Consider the following 15,253-nt stretch of genomic DNA (forward strand, 5'->3'; position numbering starts at 1 on the left):
GCATGACCGATCATGCCCTGCTGCTGGTTAACCTGGGTTCACCGGCATCCACCTCGGTCGCCGATGTGCGCCGCTACCTCAACCAGTTCCTCATGGACCCGTATGTGATCGACCTGCCCTGGCCGGTGCGGCGCTTGCTGGTGTCGCTGATCCTGATCAAGCGCCCGGAGCAGTCCGCCCACGCCTATGCGTCGATCTGGTGGGACGAGGGTTCGCCGCTGGTGGTGCTGACTCGGCGCCTGCAGGCGGCCATCACCCCGCATTGGCCGCATGGGCCGGTGGAAATCGCCATGCGCTATGGTCAACCGGCGCTACCAGAAGTACTCGAGCGCCTTGCCGCGCAGGGTGTGCGCAAGGTGACCCTGGCACCGCTGTACCCGCAGTTCGCCGACAGCACCGTGACCACGGTGGTGGAGCTGGCTCGCCAGACAGTCGCCGAGCGCGACCTGCCTGTCGAAATGCGCGTGTTACAGCCGTTCTACGATGAACCTGAGTATATCGATGCGTTGGTCACCAGTGCCCGTCCTTACCTGGAACAGGACTACGATCATCTGCTGCTGAGCTTCCATGGCCTGCCGGAGCGCCATCTCAAGAAACTCGATCCGACCGGTTCGCACTGTTTCCAGAGCCCGAATTGCTGCGAGACTGCCTGTGCCCAGGTGCGCAAGGTTTGCTACCGCTCGCAGTGTCTGGCCAGTGCTGCTGCGTTCGCCAAGGCGGCAGGAATTCCCGAGGGGAAATGGTCAGCCTCGTTCCAGTCGCGGCTGGGGCGAGCCAAATGGATCGAACCCTACACCGAGACGCGTCTGGACGAGTTGGCCAAGGCGGGAGTGAAGAAGCTGCTGGTGATGTGCCCGGCGTTCGTTGCCGATTGCATCGAGACGCTGGAGGAGATCGGCGATCGCGGCAAGGAGCAGTTCATCGAGGCCGGCGGCGAGGAGCTGGTGCTGGTGCCGTGCCTGAACGATCACCCGCAGTGGGCGCAGGTATTGGCGGGGATGTGCGAGAGGGCTTGAGTCGGTGATGACTTCTTCGCGGGTAACCCTGCGAAGAAGTCGGCTCGGTTCAACACCTGGTCAAGGCAACTGGTCATCCAGCTTCTTGTTCTTCCAACCGTCGTTGCCCGGCAGGATCAGGTTCAGGGCAATGGCGACCACGGCGCACAGGGCGATGCCCTTGAGGCCCCAGTCGTCCGGGCCGTCGCCGCTGCCGATCAGCACACCACCGATACCGAACACCAGGGTCACCGAAACGATCACCAGGTTGCGTGCCTCGGCGAGGTCGATCTTGTGGCGGATCATGGTGTTCATGCCCACTGCCGCGATCGAGCCGAACAGCAGGCAGAGAATGCCGCCCATCACCGGCACCGGAATGCTCTGCAGCAGCGCGCCGAACTTGCCGATGAACGCCAGGGTGATCGCGAACACTGCAGCCCAGGTCATGATCTTCGGGTTGTAGTTCTTGGTCAGCATCACCGCGCCAGTGACTTCGGCGTAGGTGGTGTTGGGCGGGCCGCCGAACAGGCCTGCAGCGGTGGTGGCCAGGCCGTCACCGAACAGGGTGCGGTGCAGGCCGGGCTTTTTCAGGTAGTCGCGACCGGTCACGCTGCCGACTGCGATCACCCCGCCGATGTGCTCGATCGCCGGCGCCAGGGCCACCGGAACGATGAACAGGATCGCCTGCCAGTTGAACTCCGGCGCGGTGAAGTTGGGCAGTTCCAGCCAGGGGGCTGCGGCGATTTTCGCGGTGTCGACCACGCCGAAGGCGAACGACAGGGCAAAGCCCACCAGCACGCCAGCAATGATCGGCACCAGGCGGAAGATACCCTTGCCGAACACGGCGACGATCAAGGTGGTCAGCAACGCCGGCATGGAGATCAGCATGGCGGTCTTGTACGGCATCAGCGCGGCGCCGTCGCCACCCTTGCCCATGGCCATGTTCGCGGCAATCGGCGCCATGGCCAGGCCGATGGAAATGATCACCGGGCCGATGACCACAGGTGGCAACATGCGGTCGATGAAACCGGTGCCCTTGATCTTCACCATCAGGCCCATGAAGGTATAGACGAAGCCTGCGGCCATCACGCCGCCCATGGTCGCGGCCAGGCCGAACTGGCCCTTGGCGAGGATGATCGGGGTGATGAAGGCGAAGCTCGAGGCCAGGAATACAGGCACCTGACGGCCCGTGACCAGCTGGAACAGCAAGGTGCCGAGGCCCGCAGTGAACAGTGCCACGTTAGGATCCAGGCCCGTGATCAGCGGCATGAGCACCAGCGCGCCGAATGCCACGAAGAGCATCTGCGCGCCCGAGACGACCTGGCGCCACAGCGGGTCGTTGAAGCCGTCCTGCATGTTCAGGCGTCCTTCTGCTTGGTGCCGAAGATCTTATCGCCGGCATCGCCCAGGCCCGGCACGATATAGCCATGCTCGTTCAGGCGCTCGTCGATGGACGCGGTGTAGATCTGCACGTCCGGATGGGCTTTCTCGACCACCTCGATGCCTTCGGGCGCCGCGACCAGGACCATCGCGCGGATTTCCTTGCAGCCGGCTTTCTTCAGCAGCTCGATGGTGGCGACCATCGAACCGCCGGTAGCCAGCATCGGGTCGATGATCAGCGCCAGGCGCTGATTGATGTCGGGGGCGAGTTTTTCAAGATAGGTGTGCGCTTCGAGGGTTTCCTCGTTGCGGGCTACGCCCACGGCACTGACCTTGGCGCCCGGGACCAGGCTGAGCACGCCGTCGAGCATGCCGATACCGGCACGCAGGATCGGGACCACGGTGATCTTCTTGCCGGCGATCTTCTCGACCTGGACCTTGCCGCACCAGCCGTCGATCTCGTAGGTTTCCAGCGGCAGGTCTTTGGTGGCTTCGTAGGTCAGGAGCGCACCGACTTCCTGGGCGAGTTCGCGAAAATTCTTGGTGCTGATATCGGCACGGCGCATCAGGCCGAGCTTGTGGCGGATCAGCGGATGGCGGATCTCACGAGTAGGCATAGGGGAAGGCTCCGGGGGGCGGGCAAAAAAACCGCGCTAGGTTAATCTATTCAGTCCTTGCTGTCGTGCAGTCATTGAGCACGTTAGTCCATAAATGCTTGATCTGGGACGAGCGGATGCGTACCTTTGCCCGCTTTTCCAAAATGCACCTCCTGGAGAGCGCCATGTCCGCCGATCTCGAGCATATCCGCCAAGTGATGAGCGAGGCCGATTGCCTGTACAACGAAGCCCAGGTCGAAGCGGCCATCGCCCAGGTCGGCGAGCAGATCTGCAAGGACCTGCACGACAAGAACCCGGTAGTCTTCTGCGTGATGAACGGCGGCCTGATCTTCGCCGGCAAGCTGCTGACCCACCTGCAGTTCCCGCTGGAGGCCTCGTACCTGCACGCAACCCGCTACCGCAACCAGACCAGCGGCGGTGAGCTGTTCTGGAAGGCCAAGCCGGAGATCTCGTTCATCGATCGCGATGTGCTGATCGTCGATGACATCCTCGACGAAGGCCACACCCTCAGCGCCATCATCGACTTCTGCAAGCATGCCGGCGCGCGTTCGGTGTACACCGCGGTGCTGATCGACAAGGACCACGACCGCAAGGCCAGCCCGGACTTGAAGGCCAACTACGTCGGCCTGCCGTGCGTCGATCGCTATATCTTCGGTTATGGCATGGACTACAAGGGCTACTGGCGCAACGCCAATGGCATCTTCGCCGTAAAGGGCATGTGAGCCATGCGCCAGCCTGCCTTCATCGACAAGACGTTGTTCGACGGGCTGGCCGCCAAGGCTGCCAGCAACCCGCGTGGTCGCCAGCACCACAATTTCCATGAGATGGAAGAGCCTTGCCATCGCATGGCAGTCGGCTTGCAGACGAACACCTACATTCCGCCACACCGTCATCTGAAGGATGACAAGGCCGAGGCGCTGGTGGTGCTCAAGGGGCGTCTGGGGCTGCTGATCTTCGATGAGCAGGGCGCGGTGTGCGACAAGCGTGTGCTCGAAGCCGGCGGTGATTGCCTGGGGGTCGACCTGGCGCCCGGCACCTATCACGGGTTGGTGGTGCTCGAAGATGACAGCATCCTGTTCGAGTGCAAGTCCGGCCCCTACCGCCCGGTGGGCGAGGGCGAGCATGCCTACTGGGCACCGCGCGAGGGCGAGGACGGGGTGGCGCAGTATCAGGCCTGGATGCGCGCGCAGTTCGATTGAGCGCGCGCCGACAGTAGCGGTCGATCAGGCGTGCTAGAGTGCTCCCCTCTGCCAAGGAGCCTCTCATGCGTGCGATCTTTCCCCTTCTGCTGGCGCTGAGCCTGCCGCTGTCGGCAGCCCCCTTGCACAGCCAGTTCCTTCCGCCTGATGACCTCTCGCTGCGCCAGGAAGAACCCGAGTCGCAACAACTGCTGCAGGTCACCGACTACTCGGTGGTGGTCGGTGCCCAGCGTCAGTCCAACCAGCAGCCGATTCCCATCACCTCGTCCCTGACCTTGCGCCTGAAGGGCAAGCCCTTGAGCAAGGGGGCGACCATCGCGCAGGTGCTGGTCACCTTCGACGGCGAGGGCGGCAAGAGCCTCAAGCGCCCGACCTACGATGACAAGTCCCGCACCCTTACGCTGAATTATCCACAGGCCGATTACCGGGTGATCATGGACCTGCTGCGCAACGAGACGCTGTACGTACAGTTCCTCAGTTACGCCAACGGCCATGTCTGGGCCGACCTGCACACCGGAACCGTACGTACGCGTTGAGGCCCATGGGCTGCCAGCGGTACACTGCCCGCCTTTGAAATGCCCGTGATGGCCCAGTTGGAGTCGGCAATGCGTAAAGACAAGAAGCAGGTTATCGGTGACGAGATCAGCGACGACTACATCAAGACGTTCCTTCAGTTCGAGCCGGCCGATGGCCTGACCTCGCCGTCGCACCACAAGCTGATCAAGGCCTACCGTGGCCTGCGCATCGACGACTTCGAGCGTTTCGTTGGCTTCTTCGTCGAGGCCGGATACGACGTCGATGGCAAGGACGAGCACGGCAAGACCTTCGCCGAAACGATCGCCGACCAGCGCAATGCGCCGGAGTACATCGAGGTCATCGCCAACGCCCGCGGCTGATCCTCCAGTCTGCCCTTTTCGCGGGCAGGGATTGCAGGCACAAAAAAACGCCCCTCGGGGCGTTTTTTCGTTTCAGCCATTTCAGGCGTAGTGCTTGGCCGGGCTGTTTTGCGCCAGGTCCAGGGCCACGTCGTTGTCGGCGCTGATCTTGTGGTACAGCGCGGCATCGGTGGCCAGGGCCTTCTCGCGAGCCGGGAAGATTTCCTTGAGCTTGGCAGCCCAGGCGCCCTTCGCTTGCTCGGGGAAGCAGCGCTCGATCAGTTCGAGCATGATCGAGACCGTCACCGAGGCGCCCGGCGAGGCGCCAAGCAGCGCAGCCAGGCTGCCATCGGCGGCCGAGACCAGCTCGGTGCCGAACTGCAGGATGCCGCCTTTCTTCGGATCCTTCTTGATGATCTGCACGCGCTGGCCGGCCACTTCCAGGCGCCAGTCCTCGGCTTTGGCTTCGGGGTAGAAGCGGCGAAGCGATTCCAGGCGCTGCTCCATCGACTGCATCACTTCGCTAACCAGGTACTTGGTCAGGTCCATGTTGTCGCGGGCTACCGCCAGCATCGGGCCGATGTTGCCCATGCGCACCGACAGCGGCAGGTCCATGAACGAGCCATGCTTGAGGAACTTGGTGGTGAAGCCGGCGTAAGGGCCGAACAGCAGGGATTTCTTGCCATCGACCACGCGGGTGTCGAGGTGCGGCACCGACATTGGCGGGGCACCGACCGCGGCCTGGCTGTAGACCTTGGCCTGGTGCTGCTTGACGATTTCCGGATTGTCGCAGCGCAGCCACTGGCCGCTCACCGGGAAACCGCCGAACCCCTTGCTTTCCGGGATGCCCGACGCTTGCAGCAGCGGCAGCGCCGCGCCACCAGCGCCGAGGAAGACGAAGCGGGCGTCGACTTCACGGCTGTTGCCGCTGTTGACGTCCTTGATGCTCACGGTCCAGCCGTCGCCTTTACGGCGCAGGCCGGTGACCTTCTTGCTGTACTTGACCTGGGCATTGGGGCTGTCGCCCAGCAGCTTGAGCAGCTTGTTGGTCAGGGCGCCGAAGTTGACGTCGGTGCCCTTGAGCACGCGGGTGGCCGCGATGTGCTGGTCGGCCGGGCGACCAGGCATCATCAGGGGCATCCATTCGTTCATCAGCGCCTTGTCTTCGGTGTATTCCATCTCGGAGAACGCGTGGTGCTGCTTGAGCAGCTCGAAGCGCTTCTTGAGGAATTGCACACCCTTGTCACCTTCGACATAGCTCAGGTGCGGCACGGGATTGATGAAGTCGCGCGCCGAGCCGAAGCCGCCTTTTCTGCTCAGGTAGGCCCAGAACTGGCGGGACACCTCGAACTGGGTATTGATGTGCACGGCCTTCTTGATGTCGATGCTGCCATCGGCGGCCTGGGGCGTATAGTTCAGCTCGCACAGGCCGGCGTGGCCGGTCCCGGCGTTGTTCCAGGGGTTGGAGCTTTCCGCGGCCCCGGAGTCCATCGCCTCGACGACTTCCAGCTTGATCGCAGGGTCCAGCTCCTTGAGCAGTACGGCCAGGGTGGCACTCATGATGCCCGCGCCTACCAGTACCACATCAACCGATTCGTTCTGCGCCATTAACGCGTCTCCACAATCTACAGCACCTAATTGACAGCATAGGACCCCTGGGTTGGCCAGGATCGCCATGTCCGACTCTTCGCAGTTCTTGCAACTTCCGCGGACACCGCCAATCAGTCTTGGGTGTTCGATAATTGAACGCCATTTGCCACGGGTGCGGCAATTCGACTTATGGTCAAGTGTTCCGTCGTGCGTTATGGACCGGCCTCAGGCTCCCATCCAGGATGAGCGCTTTTGCCGTCTGTTCAGGGCTGTTCGAGACGTATCTGCCGCTTTTGCACATGCCAGACTGTTCATTTGCTCGCCACACTCTCGTGAAGTTGTGAAAAACCGTTTTTTCACGCTCTTTTGGAGTCGTGAACCTCAAAAGTGGACTGCGCGGTGGCAACCCGCAGGTTCATGCGCAGCAGACGGCCAGAGACAGCAGGCACGACAGCCAATGCAAGACCTGAGTGGAAGGCTCTCTGTGGGCGAAGCGGTGAAGGTGCCGGGGTCAAGCGGCGAGTGCGGGGCCCGATCAGGAGACGTCCTTATAATCGGGGGGAGATTATAACGAGGTCGCGGGCAGAAAGGTCGTTCTTCTTGGGTTTTTATTGCAGCGTTTGTCAGGCAGGGAGGATGCGTTGCTGCCAACGGCGGCTTGCAGGTACGCAAATCCGGGCACTGTTGGGCAGCGGATGGCCCAGCCAGCCCAAGTGTGCTTCGCTGACCTGGACCCAGCCACTGCCGCTGGGTGCCTGGTGGCACTGCTTGAAGGCCAGGCATTTGCCGTCGCTGTCGAGACGGGCGTAGGTGGTGTGGCGCGGGCGTTGGAAGAGCAGAGTCCAGAGCGAGGCCATGGCGGCGAGTCCTGTTTGATCGGGCTGGGGCAAGGATAGCGCCGTGGCCATGAAACCATTGTGACAGCAGCTGCGGGCCGATGACTGGCTTGCTCCAGGCTGGGTATACTGTGGGCCTTTGCCGCTTTTTCTGGAGAAATGCGCATGCTGCAACGTCTGTTGTTCGGTTTGATGGCGGTGGCCACCCTGAGCCTGGTCGGCTGTGCACACAGCCCGCAGCAACTCAGCCCGCAACCCAAGCTCACCGCTCAGCTCAATCCGGTAGGTCGTGGCCAGCCGGTGGTCGTGCGGGTGGTCGACGGCCGTGCTTCGCAGTCGCTGGGCACACGGGGTGGCATGTACCCGGAGACCAGCACCATTACCGTCAACGGCAATGACGTGGTGCCCAAGCTGCAGGCCCAGGCCGAAGCGGCAGTACGCCTGCTCGGCTTCACCCCCACCTCGGGTGCCGGCAGCGCGCCACAGCTGACCGTGACCCTGGCCGAGCTGAAGTACCAGTCGCCCAAGGACAAGATGTACGTGACCGAGGCCACCATCGGTGCCACCTTCCGTGCCGACGTGTCCAACGCCAACCGTCGCTACAGCGGCCGCTATGGCGCTTCTCTCGACCAGCGTTTCGGCATGGCGCCGAACCAGGAAACCAACACCAAGCTGGTCAGCGACGTACTCAGCGATGCGCTGACCCGGCTGTTCAAGGATCCGACCATCGGTCAGGTACTGGCTGAATAAGCACGCGACCTGAATGAACAAAACCCGCTGCCTGGTGACAAGCAGCGGGTTTTTCTTTGGCTGGACCAGGGCTGAGGCTCGCTCAAACCCTGGTTGGTGCGGCACCTGGGGTCACTTCTCTGTAGGAGCGGGCTTGCCCGCGAACACCGGCTTCGCCGGTGCCTGGCACCGCGATGTCTTTTTCGCGGGCAATCCCGCTCCCACCAATCGCACGAGCGGGCAGGTCAAGCCGCCTCGATTCCAAAGTCCAGCACACTCAGCCCGGTGTCTTGATCCACTTCAGGCAGGTCCTGGTGCGCGTGTCCGCCCAGGGCGCAATACACCAGCCAGCGCTGGTCGTGGACATTGATCGCGAACCCGTCGATCAGCGCCTGCTGCTCGTCGCTCTGCGAGACGAGGTAGAGACGGTCCTGGTTTTCGGCGTGCAGCATGACAAGCTCCGGTCTGCAAAGGCCGACAGGGTGGCCTGTCTGGATGACGAGCGTGTGACAGATGAAATTTAGTGACACTTGGTCGCAAAAAACGAGAGGGTGAGTCAGGCTTGGGTAGAATGCCGGGCTTTGCTTATCGTCGTTACGAGGTTGCGCGATGTCCCTGCAAGTCCTCTGGGGGTTCCTGGCCGCCCATCCCGCCAAGCTGATCAATGTCCTGGCGCTGTTCATCACCTGCCCGGGCGGCCTGCTGCTGCACAGTGCGCGGCGTCGCCAGAGCGATGCGCGTGAAAGCCTGGCTGGCGAGGAAGGGCTGGTCGATGCGTTCGACCTGCGTGTACCGCGCTACTACTACATCCTGGGCTTCTCGTGCCTGGCGATGGCGTTGTTGCTGTCGTGGTTCAGTACCTGGATCTGAACTGCCTACCTGTCAATTCTGCCAGTTGTCGCTTGTGATGCGTGCACGTACGTTGGATCGGCGTGTCAACCATCTCAAGGAGGCAACATGTCGCGTTCAAGCGAAGCGTTTGATGCGGACGTCCTGAAGAAGGCCAAGGCGACCGGAAAGGTCGTTCTGACCGTCAAGGGGACGCCATATGAGATGACCGGCGAACTGAAGTTTGACCAGAAGTCATTCTCCGCCGTGCAGCCGCGGCCCGGTGGCAAACCACTCAAGCTGGTGTTCAAGTGGACCAACGCCAATGTGTTTGCGCCGGGCACCACCAGCCTGTCTGCTGGTCAGGCGCATGTGACCACGGTCGGTGTTGTGGGGCTTGGCGAAAATGTTCCCGTCCACTCAGGAACACTGCAGATCAGCGAGTTTGTCGACAACCGACGTCTTAAAGGGGTACTGCGGCTGAACCCTGGCAGTGGTTCGGATGCCCTGGAAGCTGATTTCGATCTCACCGTCGTGTAGCGAACATCAGCTGTGCAATCGCCGGTCCCACTACGAACCGGCGCTTGCACCAGGCTCAGACCGCCTCGGCCTGCACCTTCACCTGATACTGGTTGCGCACTGGCGTCGCATACTGCTGCACCAGATACGGCCGGTGCTCCGCAGGGCAGGCTTCCAGGCGGCGCTGCCACTCCTCCTTGGCCCGTGCCAGTTCCTCGGCCGCAAACACCTTCTCTGCAGCGGGTACTTCCAGCGCCGCGTCCTGCCCGTCCCACATCGCGTAGGCCAAGTAGTGCACCGGGAACAGCCGGTAGCCGCCGAGAATCTGCCGGTCGATGGCCTGGGCCAGTTGCTTGGTGTCCTCGTGGTACTCGGTCACTGGCGGTGCGAAGTTGATGTGCACCCGGCCTTTGTAGCCGGTGATGCCCTGGGCGATGCTGTTGTCGTCTTCGCCAGGCACTTTCTTGTAGGTGCCGGTGGTGGCGCGGATGTACAGCTCGCGGGCCTTGGCCTGGTCGCACGGGTCGTATTCGTAGCTGATCGACACCGGGATCAGGTTCAGGCTCTGGATCACGGCGCCGAACGGCTCGTCCTTGCGGCTCATGTGGAACATCTTGAGGATCGCCGAATCGGTGCGATCGTCACCATCCTTGGCGCGGCCTTCGGCCTGGGCGATCCAGATCGAGGCGCCGTCGCTGCGGATCGAGTGGTTGATGTAGGCCGACAGCAACTGGTATGCCGCAAGCTTCTCGCGACGACCGCTGATCGAGCGGTGCACGATGAAGCTCTTGTTCAGACGCATCATGTCGCTGACGAACGGCTTTTGCAGCAGGTTGTCGCCGATGGCGATACGTGGCGTCGGCAGGCCAGCGTGATAGACCGCATAGTTGACGAACGCCGGGTCCATGACGATGTCGCGGTGATTGGCCAGGAACAGGTAGGCACTGCCCGACTTGAGCTGCTCGACGCCGGTGTAGGTGACCCCGTCGGTGGCACGGTCGATGGTGCGGTCGACGTAGTATTCGACCTTGTCCTGCAGGGTCGAGACGCTGGTCACGCCAGCGAACTCCTTGCGCAGGCGCCGGGCGATCAGCGGCTTGAGCAGCCAGCCGAAGGCACCTGCGATACGCGGGAAGCGGAAGTGGGTGAGGATATCGAGGAATGCCGGGTCGCTGAGCAGGCGCGCCAGAACGGCAGGCACTTCAGCGTCGTCGTAAGGTCGGATGGCATCGAATTCGCCCATCATGCTCTCTTGTTGGAAACGGCTAGAGTAATAAAGTAGGGGCGGGGCCGAAAAAAACGGCTCGGACACACACGGACCCCGTAAACAGACCGGCAATTATACGCATAAGTCACTGCGCAGGCCCCCGATGCTCGAAATCGACTTTTATGACTGCCCTTATTGCGGTGAGCGTGTGGAGACCACGGTCGATATTTCCGCTGGCGACCAGCTCTATACCGAGGACTGCCAGGTGTGCTGCCAGCCCATCGTGTTCATCCTGCAGGTGCATGGTGACGAATGGATGCTCGAAGTGCGCCGCGAGGACGATGCCTGATGCGTCGGATCTACGAACCGGAAAGCCTGATGGAGGCGCAGATGCTGGTAGGTATGTTGGCCAGCGAAGGCGTCGAGGTGCACCTGATCGGCGGCGATCTGGTCGGTGCCATGGGCGATCTGCCGATGCAGGGCCTGCTGGCCCTGGCGGTGGCCGATGAGCAGGCCGGGTACGCACGGCAGCTGATCGATGAGTACAATGCCGCCCAGCCCCTTGCCGGGGACGAGCCGGAGAGTATCCCCGGTACCCTGATCTGCTAGGTTTGCTGTCTTATGTGTGGACGTTACGCCCTCTTTCGCTGGTCCCAGGCTTTTGCCGCCCTGCCCGGGTTTCCCGCCGACCAGCAGGCCCAATGGAACATCTCGCCTGGGGCTTCGGTGCTGATCCAGCGCCGACTCGACGGCCAGTTGCAACTGGCCAGGGCGCGCTGGGGCCTGACCCCGGCCTGGCTCACCGACCTGTCCCGTACCCCCGCCCATGCCCGCGCCGAGACACTCGCCGAGCAGCCGATGTTTCGCGAAGCCTTTCGCCAGCGCCGTTGCCTGATGCCGGCCAACGGTTTCTACGAGTGGCGCGGCACGGCGCGCAAGCGCCCGTACTGGGTGACGCCGGGGGAGGGCGCGTCGTTGTTCTATGCCGCGGTATGGGAGGTGTATCCGGTACAGGAGCAGGTGTGGCTCAGTTGTGCGGTGGTCACCCAGGCGGCGATGAACCAGCGCCGGCCGCTGATCCTCGACGAGGCCGGGCAGGCGGCCTGGCTGGACCCCGACACACCGCTGGCGCGGCTGCATGAACTACTGGCCAGCCCGCCAGCGGCGTTGCGCGAGCGGGCGCTGGCGCATCTGGTCAACGATCCGAAGCTCGATGGGCCGGAGTGTCTGACCCCGGCTTGAGGTCGGTGTCGAGCTTTTCGCCCCACAGGCTCGCGAAAAAAACGACGCGGTGGGTGAATCAAACCCTGAACTGATTGATCAACCGCCGCTGCTGCTCGGCCAGCTTGGTCAGCTCGGCGCTGGCCTGGCTCGATTCGTCGGCCCCGCCGGCCACTTCGCCGGCCACCTGGCCGATGTTGATGACGTTGCGGTTGATATCCTCGGCCACCGCGCTCTGCTGTTCGGCGGCGCTGGCGATCTGGGTGTTCATGTCGTTGATCACCGACACGGCCTGGGTGATGCTCTCCAGCGCTTCGGCGGCGCGGCTGGCCTGCTGCACGCTGTCGTCGGTCTTGCCCTGGCTGTCCTCCATTACCTTGACCACATCGCGGGTGCCCTGCTGCAACTGCTGGATCATCTGCTGGATTTCCTGGGTCGCCTGCTGGGTCTTCTGCGCCAGGTTGCGCACCTCGTCGGCAACCACGGCGAAGCCGCGCCCTTGCTCTCCGGCGCGGGCAGCCTCGATGGCGGCGTTGAGCGCCAGCAGGTTGGTCTGTTCGGCGATGGCGCGGATGGTCACCAGGATGGCATTGATGTTCTCGCTGTCGCGGGCCAGGGTCTGCACCACGGTCACTGCGCGGCCGATCTCGCTGGCCAGGACGCTGATCGACTGCGAGGTGTCGCGCACGATCTGCATGCCCTGGTTGGCAGCCTGGTCGGCGTTGCTGGCTGCGTGGGCGGCGTGGGTGGCATTGCGTGCCACGTCCTGGGCGGTGGCGGTCATTTCCTGCACGGCGGTGGCTACCTGGTCGATCTCGGCCATCTGCTTGTGCACGCCCTGGTTGGTGCGGATGGCGATGTCGGCAGTGTGCTCCGAGGAGTCGCTGACTTTCTGCACCGAGGTCACCACCTGGCTGATCATCGCCTGCAGCTTGGCGAGGAAGGTGTTGAAGCCTTTGGCAATGGCGCCCAGCTCGTCGGCGCGATCGCTCTGCAGGCGGCGGGTGAGGTCGCCTTCGCCCTGGGCGATGTCGTCGAGCATCGCCACCATCTGCTTCAGCGGACGGGCAATGCCGTGGGCCAGCAGCCAGATCACCAGAAGGCCGAGGGCGGCGATGCCCAGGCCGACCAGGGTCATGCCGGCGATGTCGGTGCGGCGCTGCTCGCCAAGGTCTTTCTGCAGTTGGTTGACGTCGGCCATGACCGTGCTCAGCGGCATTTCCAGCAGCAGGACCCAGCGCGCGTCGGTGCTGGCGACCTTGAACGGCAGGAACAGCTCGATACGGTCCTTGGCGGTGTCGACTTTATATTGCAGGTCTTCGCCGCTGATGCTGGCCAGGGTTGCGGCTTCGGCAGGGTCCAGCACGTCGCTGGCCTTTTCGCCGAACTTGGAGGCGTCCTTGGTGTAGGCGACCAGGCGACCATTGCTCGACACCAGTGCCAGTTCGCCAGCGCCGTTGTACAGCTGGCGGTCGGCGGCGTTGAGCAGGTCCTGGATGAAGTTCACCGACAGATCGGCCCCGGCGATGCCCTGGAACTGGCCGTTGACCATGATCGGCTCGACGAACGAGGCGAGCATCACCATCTTGTCGCCAACCTTGTAGGGCGCCGGGTCGATCACGCAGGCCTTCTTGGTTTCCTTCGGGCATAGGTAGTACTCACTGGCGCGTACCCCGGTCGACAGCACGGTGTGGTCGTTGACGTCCACCAGGCGGTCCTGGCCGAGACTGCCGTCGGCGTTGCGGAACCACCAGGGCAGGTAGCGTTCGCCATTGGCGTCGGCGTGATCCAGCGCATTCGGCTCCCAGCCCAGGTACGCACCGAGTACGGTCGGGTTGACCTCCACGGTGCGCTTGAGCAGGTTGTTCAGGTAGGCGCGGTCGATTTGCATCAGCGGTTTGCCGTCGGCGTCCTGCATGCCGAGCATGGCGTTGACCGTGGCCAGGCTGCGGCTGATCAGCAGCGGCGCTTCCAGGCCACGCTGGATCTCGCTGACCTGGGTGCGGGCCAGCGCCGACAGACGCTGTTCGATCACGCTTTCGAACTGCTGCTGGGTGCGCTGCTGTACCAGGTCCTGGGTGCGGGCCCCGGAGTACACGGCGTACAGCACCAGCGCCGCGACAATGCTCAATACAATGGCACCGGCCAGGGCCGCCACGGAAAACTGGATCGACTTGAACTTCATTACCGGAAAGCTCCACGCAAGGAGGTCGTTTTCTTTTGTTATCGGCGTGGTCGAGGGAAAGCATGAGGGGAGGATGAGAGAAATCTTCCCTGCGGCTCTGGCAGGGTCAGGCGAGTGGGCCTAGGATACGCGGCATGTAGAAAGGGAGTGTTTTCATGCGTAAGTCTTTCGTGATCAGCCTGTTGAGCGCCAGCGTTCTGCTGGGTGGTTGCCAGGCGGTCAATACCACCAGCGGCGGAGCGGTTGGCGTCGAGCGCAAGCAGTACATGTTCAGCATGCTGTCGACCGATGAGGTCAACAAGATGTATGCGCAGTCGTACCAGCAGACCCTGGGCGAAGCATCGAGCAAGGGCGTGCTGGACAAGAGCAGCGTCGATGCCAAGCGTGTGCAGGTCATCGCTGACCGCCTGATTGCCCAGGCCCCGCAGTTCCGGCCGGATGCCGCGCAATGGAAGTGGGAAGTCAACGTGATCAAGAGCGACGAGCTCAACGCCAACTGCGGCCCGGGTGGCAAGATCATCGTCTACACCGGGCTGATCGATCAGCTCAAGCTCACCGACGCGGAGCTGGCTGCGGTCATGGGTCATGAAATCGCCCACGCCCTGCGCGAGCATGGCCGCGAGGCGATGTCCAAGGCTTACGGTATCGAAATGGCGCGCCAGGGGGCCGGTGCGATCTTCGGCCTTGGCCAGGACAGCATGGCGCTGGCCGACACCGTGGTGAACTACTCCATGACCCTGCCCAACAGCCGGGCCAATGAGAACGAGGCCGACCTGATCGGCCTGGAACTGTCGGCACGGGCCGGTTATGACCCGAATGCGGCGATCACCTTGTGGAACAAGATGAGCAAGGCCTCCGAAGGCGCGCCGCCTGAGTTCATGAGCACCCACCCGGCCTCGGCCAGTCGCATTGCCTCGCTGCAAGCAGCGATTCCGAAGGTGATGCCGCTGTACCAGGCGGCGAAGAAGTAAAGCGCTCTGCGCTGTGGGGTAGTTGTCTGGTTCAACTATCCCGCGGCTGGAGCAATTCCTGTGGGAGCGGGCTCGTCCCGCGATCACCGGCAAAGCCGGTG

19 protein-coding genes and 1 pseudogene are annotated in these 15,253 nt (G+C 63.0%); 12 read left to right on the plus strand and 8 right to left on the minus strand.

The window, feature by feature from the left end:
- Positions 1-2 precede the first annotated feature (2 nt).
- The gene (gene hemH, locus ACPZMI_RS08565) at positions 3-1,016 is read left to right on the plus strand and encodes a ferrochelatase (protein ID WP_186722004.1); all 1,014 of its coding nucleotides are present in this window, start codon (positions 3-5) and stop codon (positions 1,014-1,016) included.
- 60 nt (positions 1,017-1,076) lie between these two features.
- Here hemH and ACPZMI_RS08570 read toward each other — a convergent pair whose 3' ends face one another.
- Positions 1,077-2,351 (minus strand): uracil-xanthine permease family protein, encoded by a 1,275-nt coding sequence (locus ACPZMI_RS08570; RefSeq protein ID WP_186711208.1) that lies wholly within the window; start codon positions 2,349-2,351, stop codon positions 1,077-1,079.
- A 2-nt stretch (positions 2,352-2,353) separates the two neighbouring features.
- The gene (gene upp / locus ACPZMI_RS08575; protein ID WP_186667658.1) at positions 2,354-2,992 is read right to left on the minus strand and encodes a uracil phosphoribosyltransferase; all 639 of its coding nucleotides are present in this window, start codon (positions 2,990-2,992) and stop codon (positions 2,354-2,356) included.
- A 164-nt stretch (positions 2,993-3,156) separates the two neighbouring features.
- Between upp and ACPZMI_RS08580 the strand changes: the two genes are divergently transcribed.
- The 4 genes from ACPZMI_RS08580 (at position 3,157) to ACPZMI_RS08595 (ending at position 5,087) form a co-directional block, all read left to right on the plus strand.
- Complete coding sequence (locus ACPZMI_RS08580; RefSeq protein ID WP_186667659.1) at positions 3,157-3,714, plus strand: hypoxanthine-guanine phosphoribosyltransferase; 558 nt, start codon at positions 3,157-3,159, stop codon at positions 3,712-3,714.
- A gap of 3 nt (positions 3,715-3,717) precedes the next feature.
- On the plus strand, positions 3,718-4,191 hold the full coding sequence (locus tag ACPZMI_RS08585; RefSeq protein WP_186667660.1) for a WbuC family cupin fold metalloprotein: 474 nt from the start codon (positions 3,718-3,720) through the stop codon (positions 4,189-4,191).
- A gap of 65 nt (positions 4,192-4,256) precedes the next feature.
- A complete protein-coding gene (locus tag ACPZMI_RS08590) occupies positions 4,257-4,727 on the plus strand; it encodes a hypothetical protein (protein WP_288374224.1) in 471 nt (156 codons plus the stop codon).
- Positions 4,728-4,796: 69 nt separating this feature from the next.
- Positions 4,797-5,087: a PA4642 family protein gene (locus ACPZMI_RS08595; protein WP_186667662.1), complete on the plus strand. Its 291-nt coding sequence runs from the start codon at positions 4,797-4,799 to the stop codon at positions 5,085-5,087.
- A gap of 81 nt (positions 5,088-5,168) precedes the next feature.
- On the opposite strand, the gene mqo is transcribed toward ACPZMI_RS08595, so the two are convergent.
- Positions 5,169-6,674: a malate dehydrogenase (quinone) gene (gene mqo / locus ACPZMI_RS08600; RefSeq protein ID WP_186667663.1), complete on the minus strand. Its 1,506-nt coding sequence runs from the start codon at positions 6,672-6,674 to the stop codon at positions 5,169-5,171.
- Between the two features lie 605 nt (positions 6,675-7,279).
- A complete protein-coding gene (locus ACPZMI_RS08605) occupies positions 7,280-7,513 on the minus strand; it encodes a hypothetical protein (RefSeq protein WP_186711205.1) in 234 nt (77 codons plus the stop codon).
- Positions 7,514-7,657: 144 nt separating this feature from the next.
- On the opposite strand from ACPZMI_RS08605, the gene ACPZMI_RS08610 reads away from it, so the two are divergent.
- On the plus strand, positions 7,658-8,242 hold the full coding sequence (locus ACPZMI_RS08610) for a YajG family lipoprotein (RefSeq protein ID WP_054894590.1): 585 nt from the start codon (positions 7,658-7,660) through the stop codon (positions 8,240-8,242).
- Positions 8,243-8,466: 224 nt separating this feature from the next.
- On the opposite strand, the gene ACPZMI_RS08615 is transcribed toward ACPZMI_RS08610, so the two are convergent.
- Entirely contained in the window at positions 8,467-8,673 is a 207-nt protein-coding gene (locus ACPZMI_RS08615; RefSeq protein ID WP_054894589.1) for a hypothetical protein, read from the minus strand.
- Positions 8,674-8,830: 157 nt separating this feature from the next.
- On the opposite strand from ACPZMI_RS08615, the gene ACPZMI_RS08620 reads away from it, so the two are divergent.
- Both ACPZMI_RS08620 and ACPZMI_RS08625 read left to right on the plus strand, forming a co-directional pair.
- Positions 8,831-9,091, plus strand: a complete 261-nt coding sequence (locus tag ACPZMI_RS08620) for a hypothetical protein (RefSeq protein ID WP_186667666.1) — start codon at positions 8,831-8,833, stop codon at positions 9,089-9,091.
- Positions 9,092-9,178: 87 nt separating this feature from the next.
- Positions 9,179-9,589 (plus strand): hypothetical protein, encoded by a 411-nt coding sequence (locus tag ACPZMI_RS08625; RefSeq protein WP_186667667.1) that lies wholly within the window; start codon positions 9,179-9,181, stop codon positions 9,587-9,589.
- Between the two features lie 55 nt (positions 9,590-9,644).
- On the opposite strand, the gene ACPZMI_RS08630 is transcribed toward ACPZMI_RS08625, so the two are convergent.
- Complete coding sequence (locus ACPZMI_RS08630) at positions 9,645-10,811, minus strand: 1-acyl-sn-glycerol-3-phosphate acyltransferase (protein ID WP_186667985.1); 1,167 nt, start codon at positions 10,809-10,811, stop codon at positions 9,645-9,647.
- Positions 10,812-10,938: 127 nt separating this feature from the next.
- Here ACPZMI_RS08630 and ACPZMI_RS08635 point away from each other — a divergent pair, with 127 nt between their 5' ends.
- From ACPZMI_RS08635 to ACPZMI_RS08645, 3 genes are read left to right on the plus strand one after another with little or no spacing between them, the layout of a single operon-like run.
- A complete protein-coding gene (locus tag ACPZMI_RS08635; RefSeq protein ID WP_186667668.1) occupies positions 10,939-11,124 on the plus strand; it encodes a CPXCG motif-containing cysteine-rich protein in 186 nt (61 codons plus the stop codon).
- Positions 11,124-11,384, plus strand: a complete 261-nt coding sequence (locus ACPZMI_RS08640) for a putative signal transducing protein (protein ID WP_186667669.1) — start codon at positions 11,124-11,126, stop codon at positions 11,382-11,384. The genes ACPZMI_RS08635 and ACPZMI_RS08640 overlap by 1 nt, the downstream gene beginning before the upstream one ends.
- Positions 11,385-11,396: 12 nt before the next feature.
- Entirely contained in the window at positions 11,397-12,017 is a 621-nt protein-coding gene (locus ACPZMI_RS08645; protein ID WP_186667670.1) for an SOS response-associated peptidase, read from the plus strand.
- Positions 12,018-12,075: 58 nt separating this feature from the next.
- On the opposite strand, the gene ACPZMI_RS08650 is transcribed toward ACPZMI_RS08645, so the two are convergent.
- Together ACPZMI_RS08650 and ACPZMI_RS08655 are read right to left on the minus strand one after the other, a co-directional pair.
- Positions 12,076-12,918 carry a methyl-accepting chemotaxis protein gene (locus ACPZMI_RS08650; RefSeq protein ID WP_411384440.1) on the minus strand — a complete coding sequence of 281 codons (843 nt, stop codon included), beginning with the start codon at positions 12,916-12,918 and terminating at the stop codon, positions 12,076-12,078.
- Between the two features lie 12 nt (positions 12,919-12,930).
- Positions 12,931-14,181: pseudogene (locus tag ACPZMI_RS08655) on the minus strand (methyl-accepting chemotaxis protein); the annotation flags it as partial.
- A 155-nt stretch (positions 14,182-14,336) separates the two neighbouring features.
- Here ACPZMI_RS08655 and ACPZMI_RS08660 point away from each other — a divergent pair.
- A complete protein-coding gene (locus tag ACPZMI_RS08660) occupies positions 14,337-15,152 on the plus strand; it encodes a M48 family metallopeptidase (RefSeq protein WP_186711794.1) in 816 nt (271 codons plus the stop codon).
- Positions 15,153-15,253 lie beyond the last annotated feature (101 nt).

This window comes from Pseudomonas wayambapalatensis, from assembly GCF_049942315.1.
GTDB classification, from domain to species: domain Bacteria; phylum Pseudomonadota; class Gammaproteobacteria; order Pseudomonadales; family Pseudomonadaceae; genus Aquipseudomonas; species Aquipseudomonas wayambapalatensis.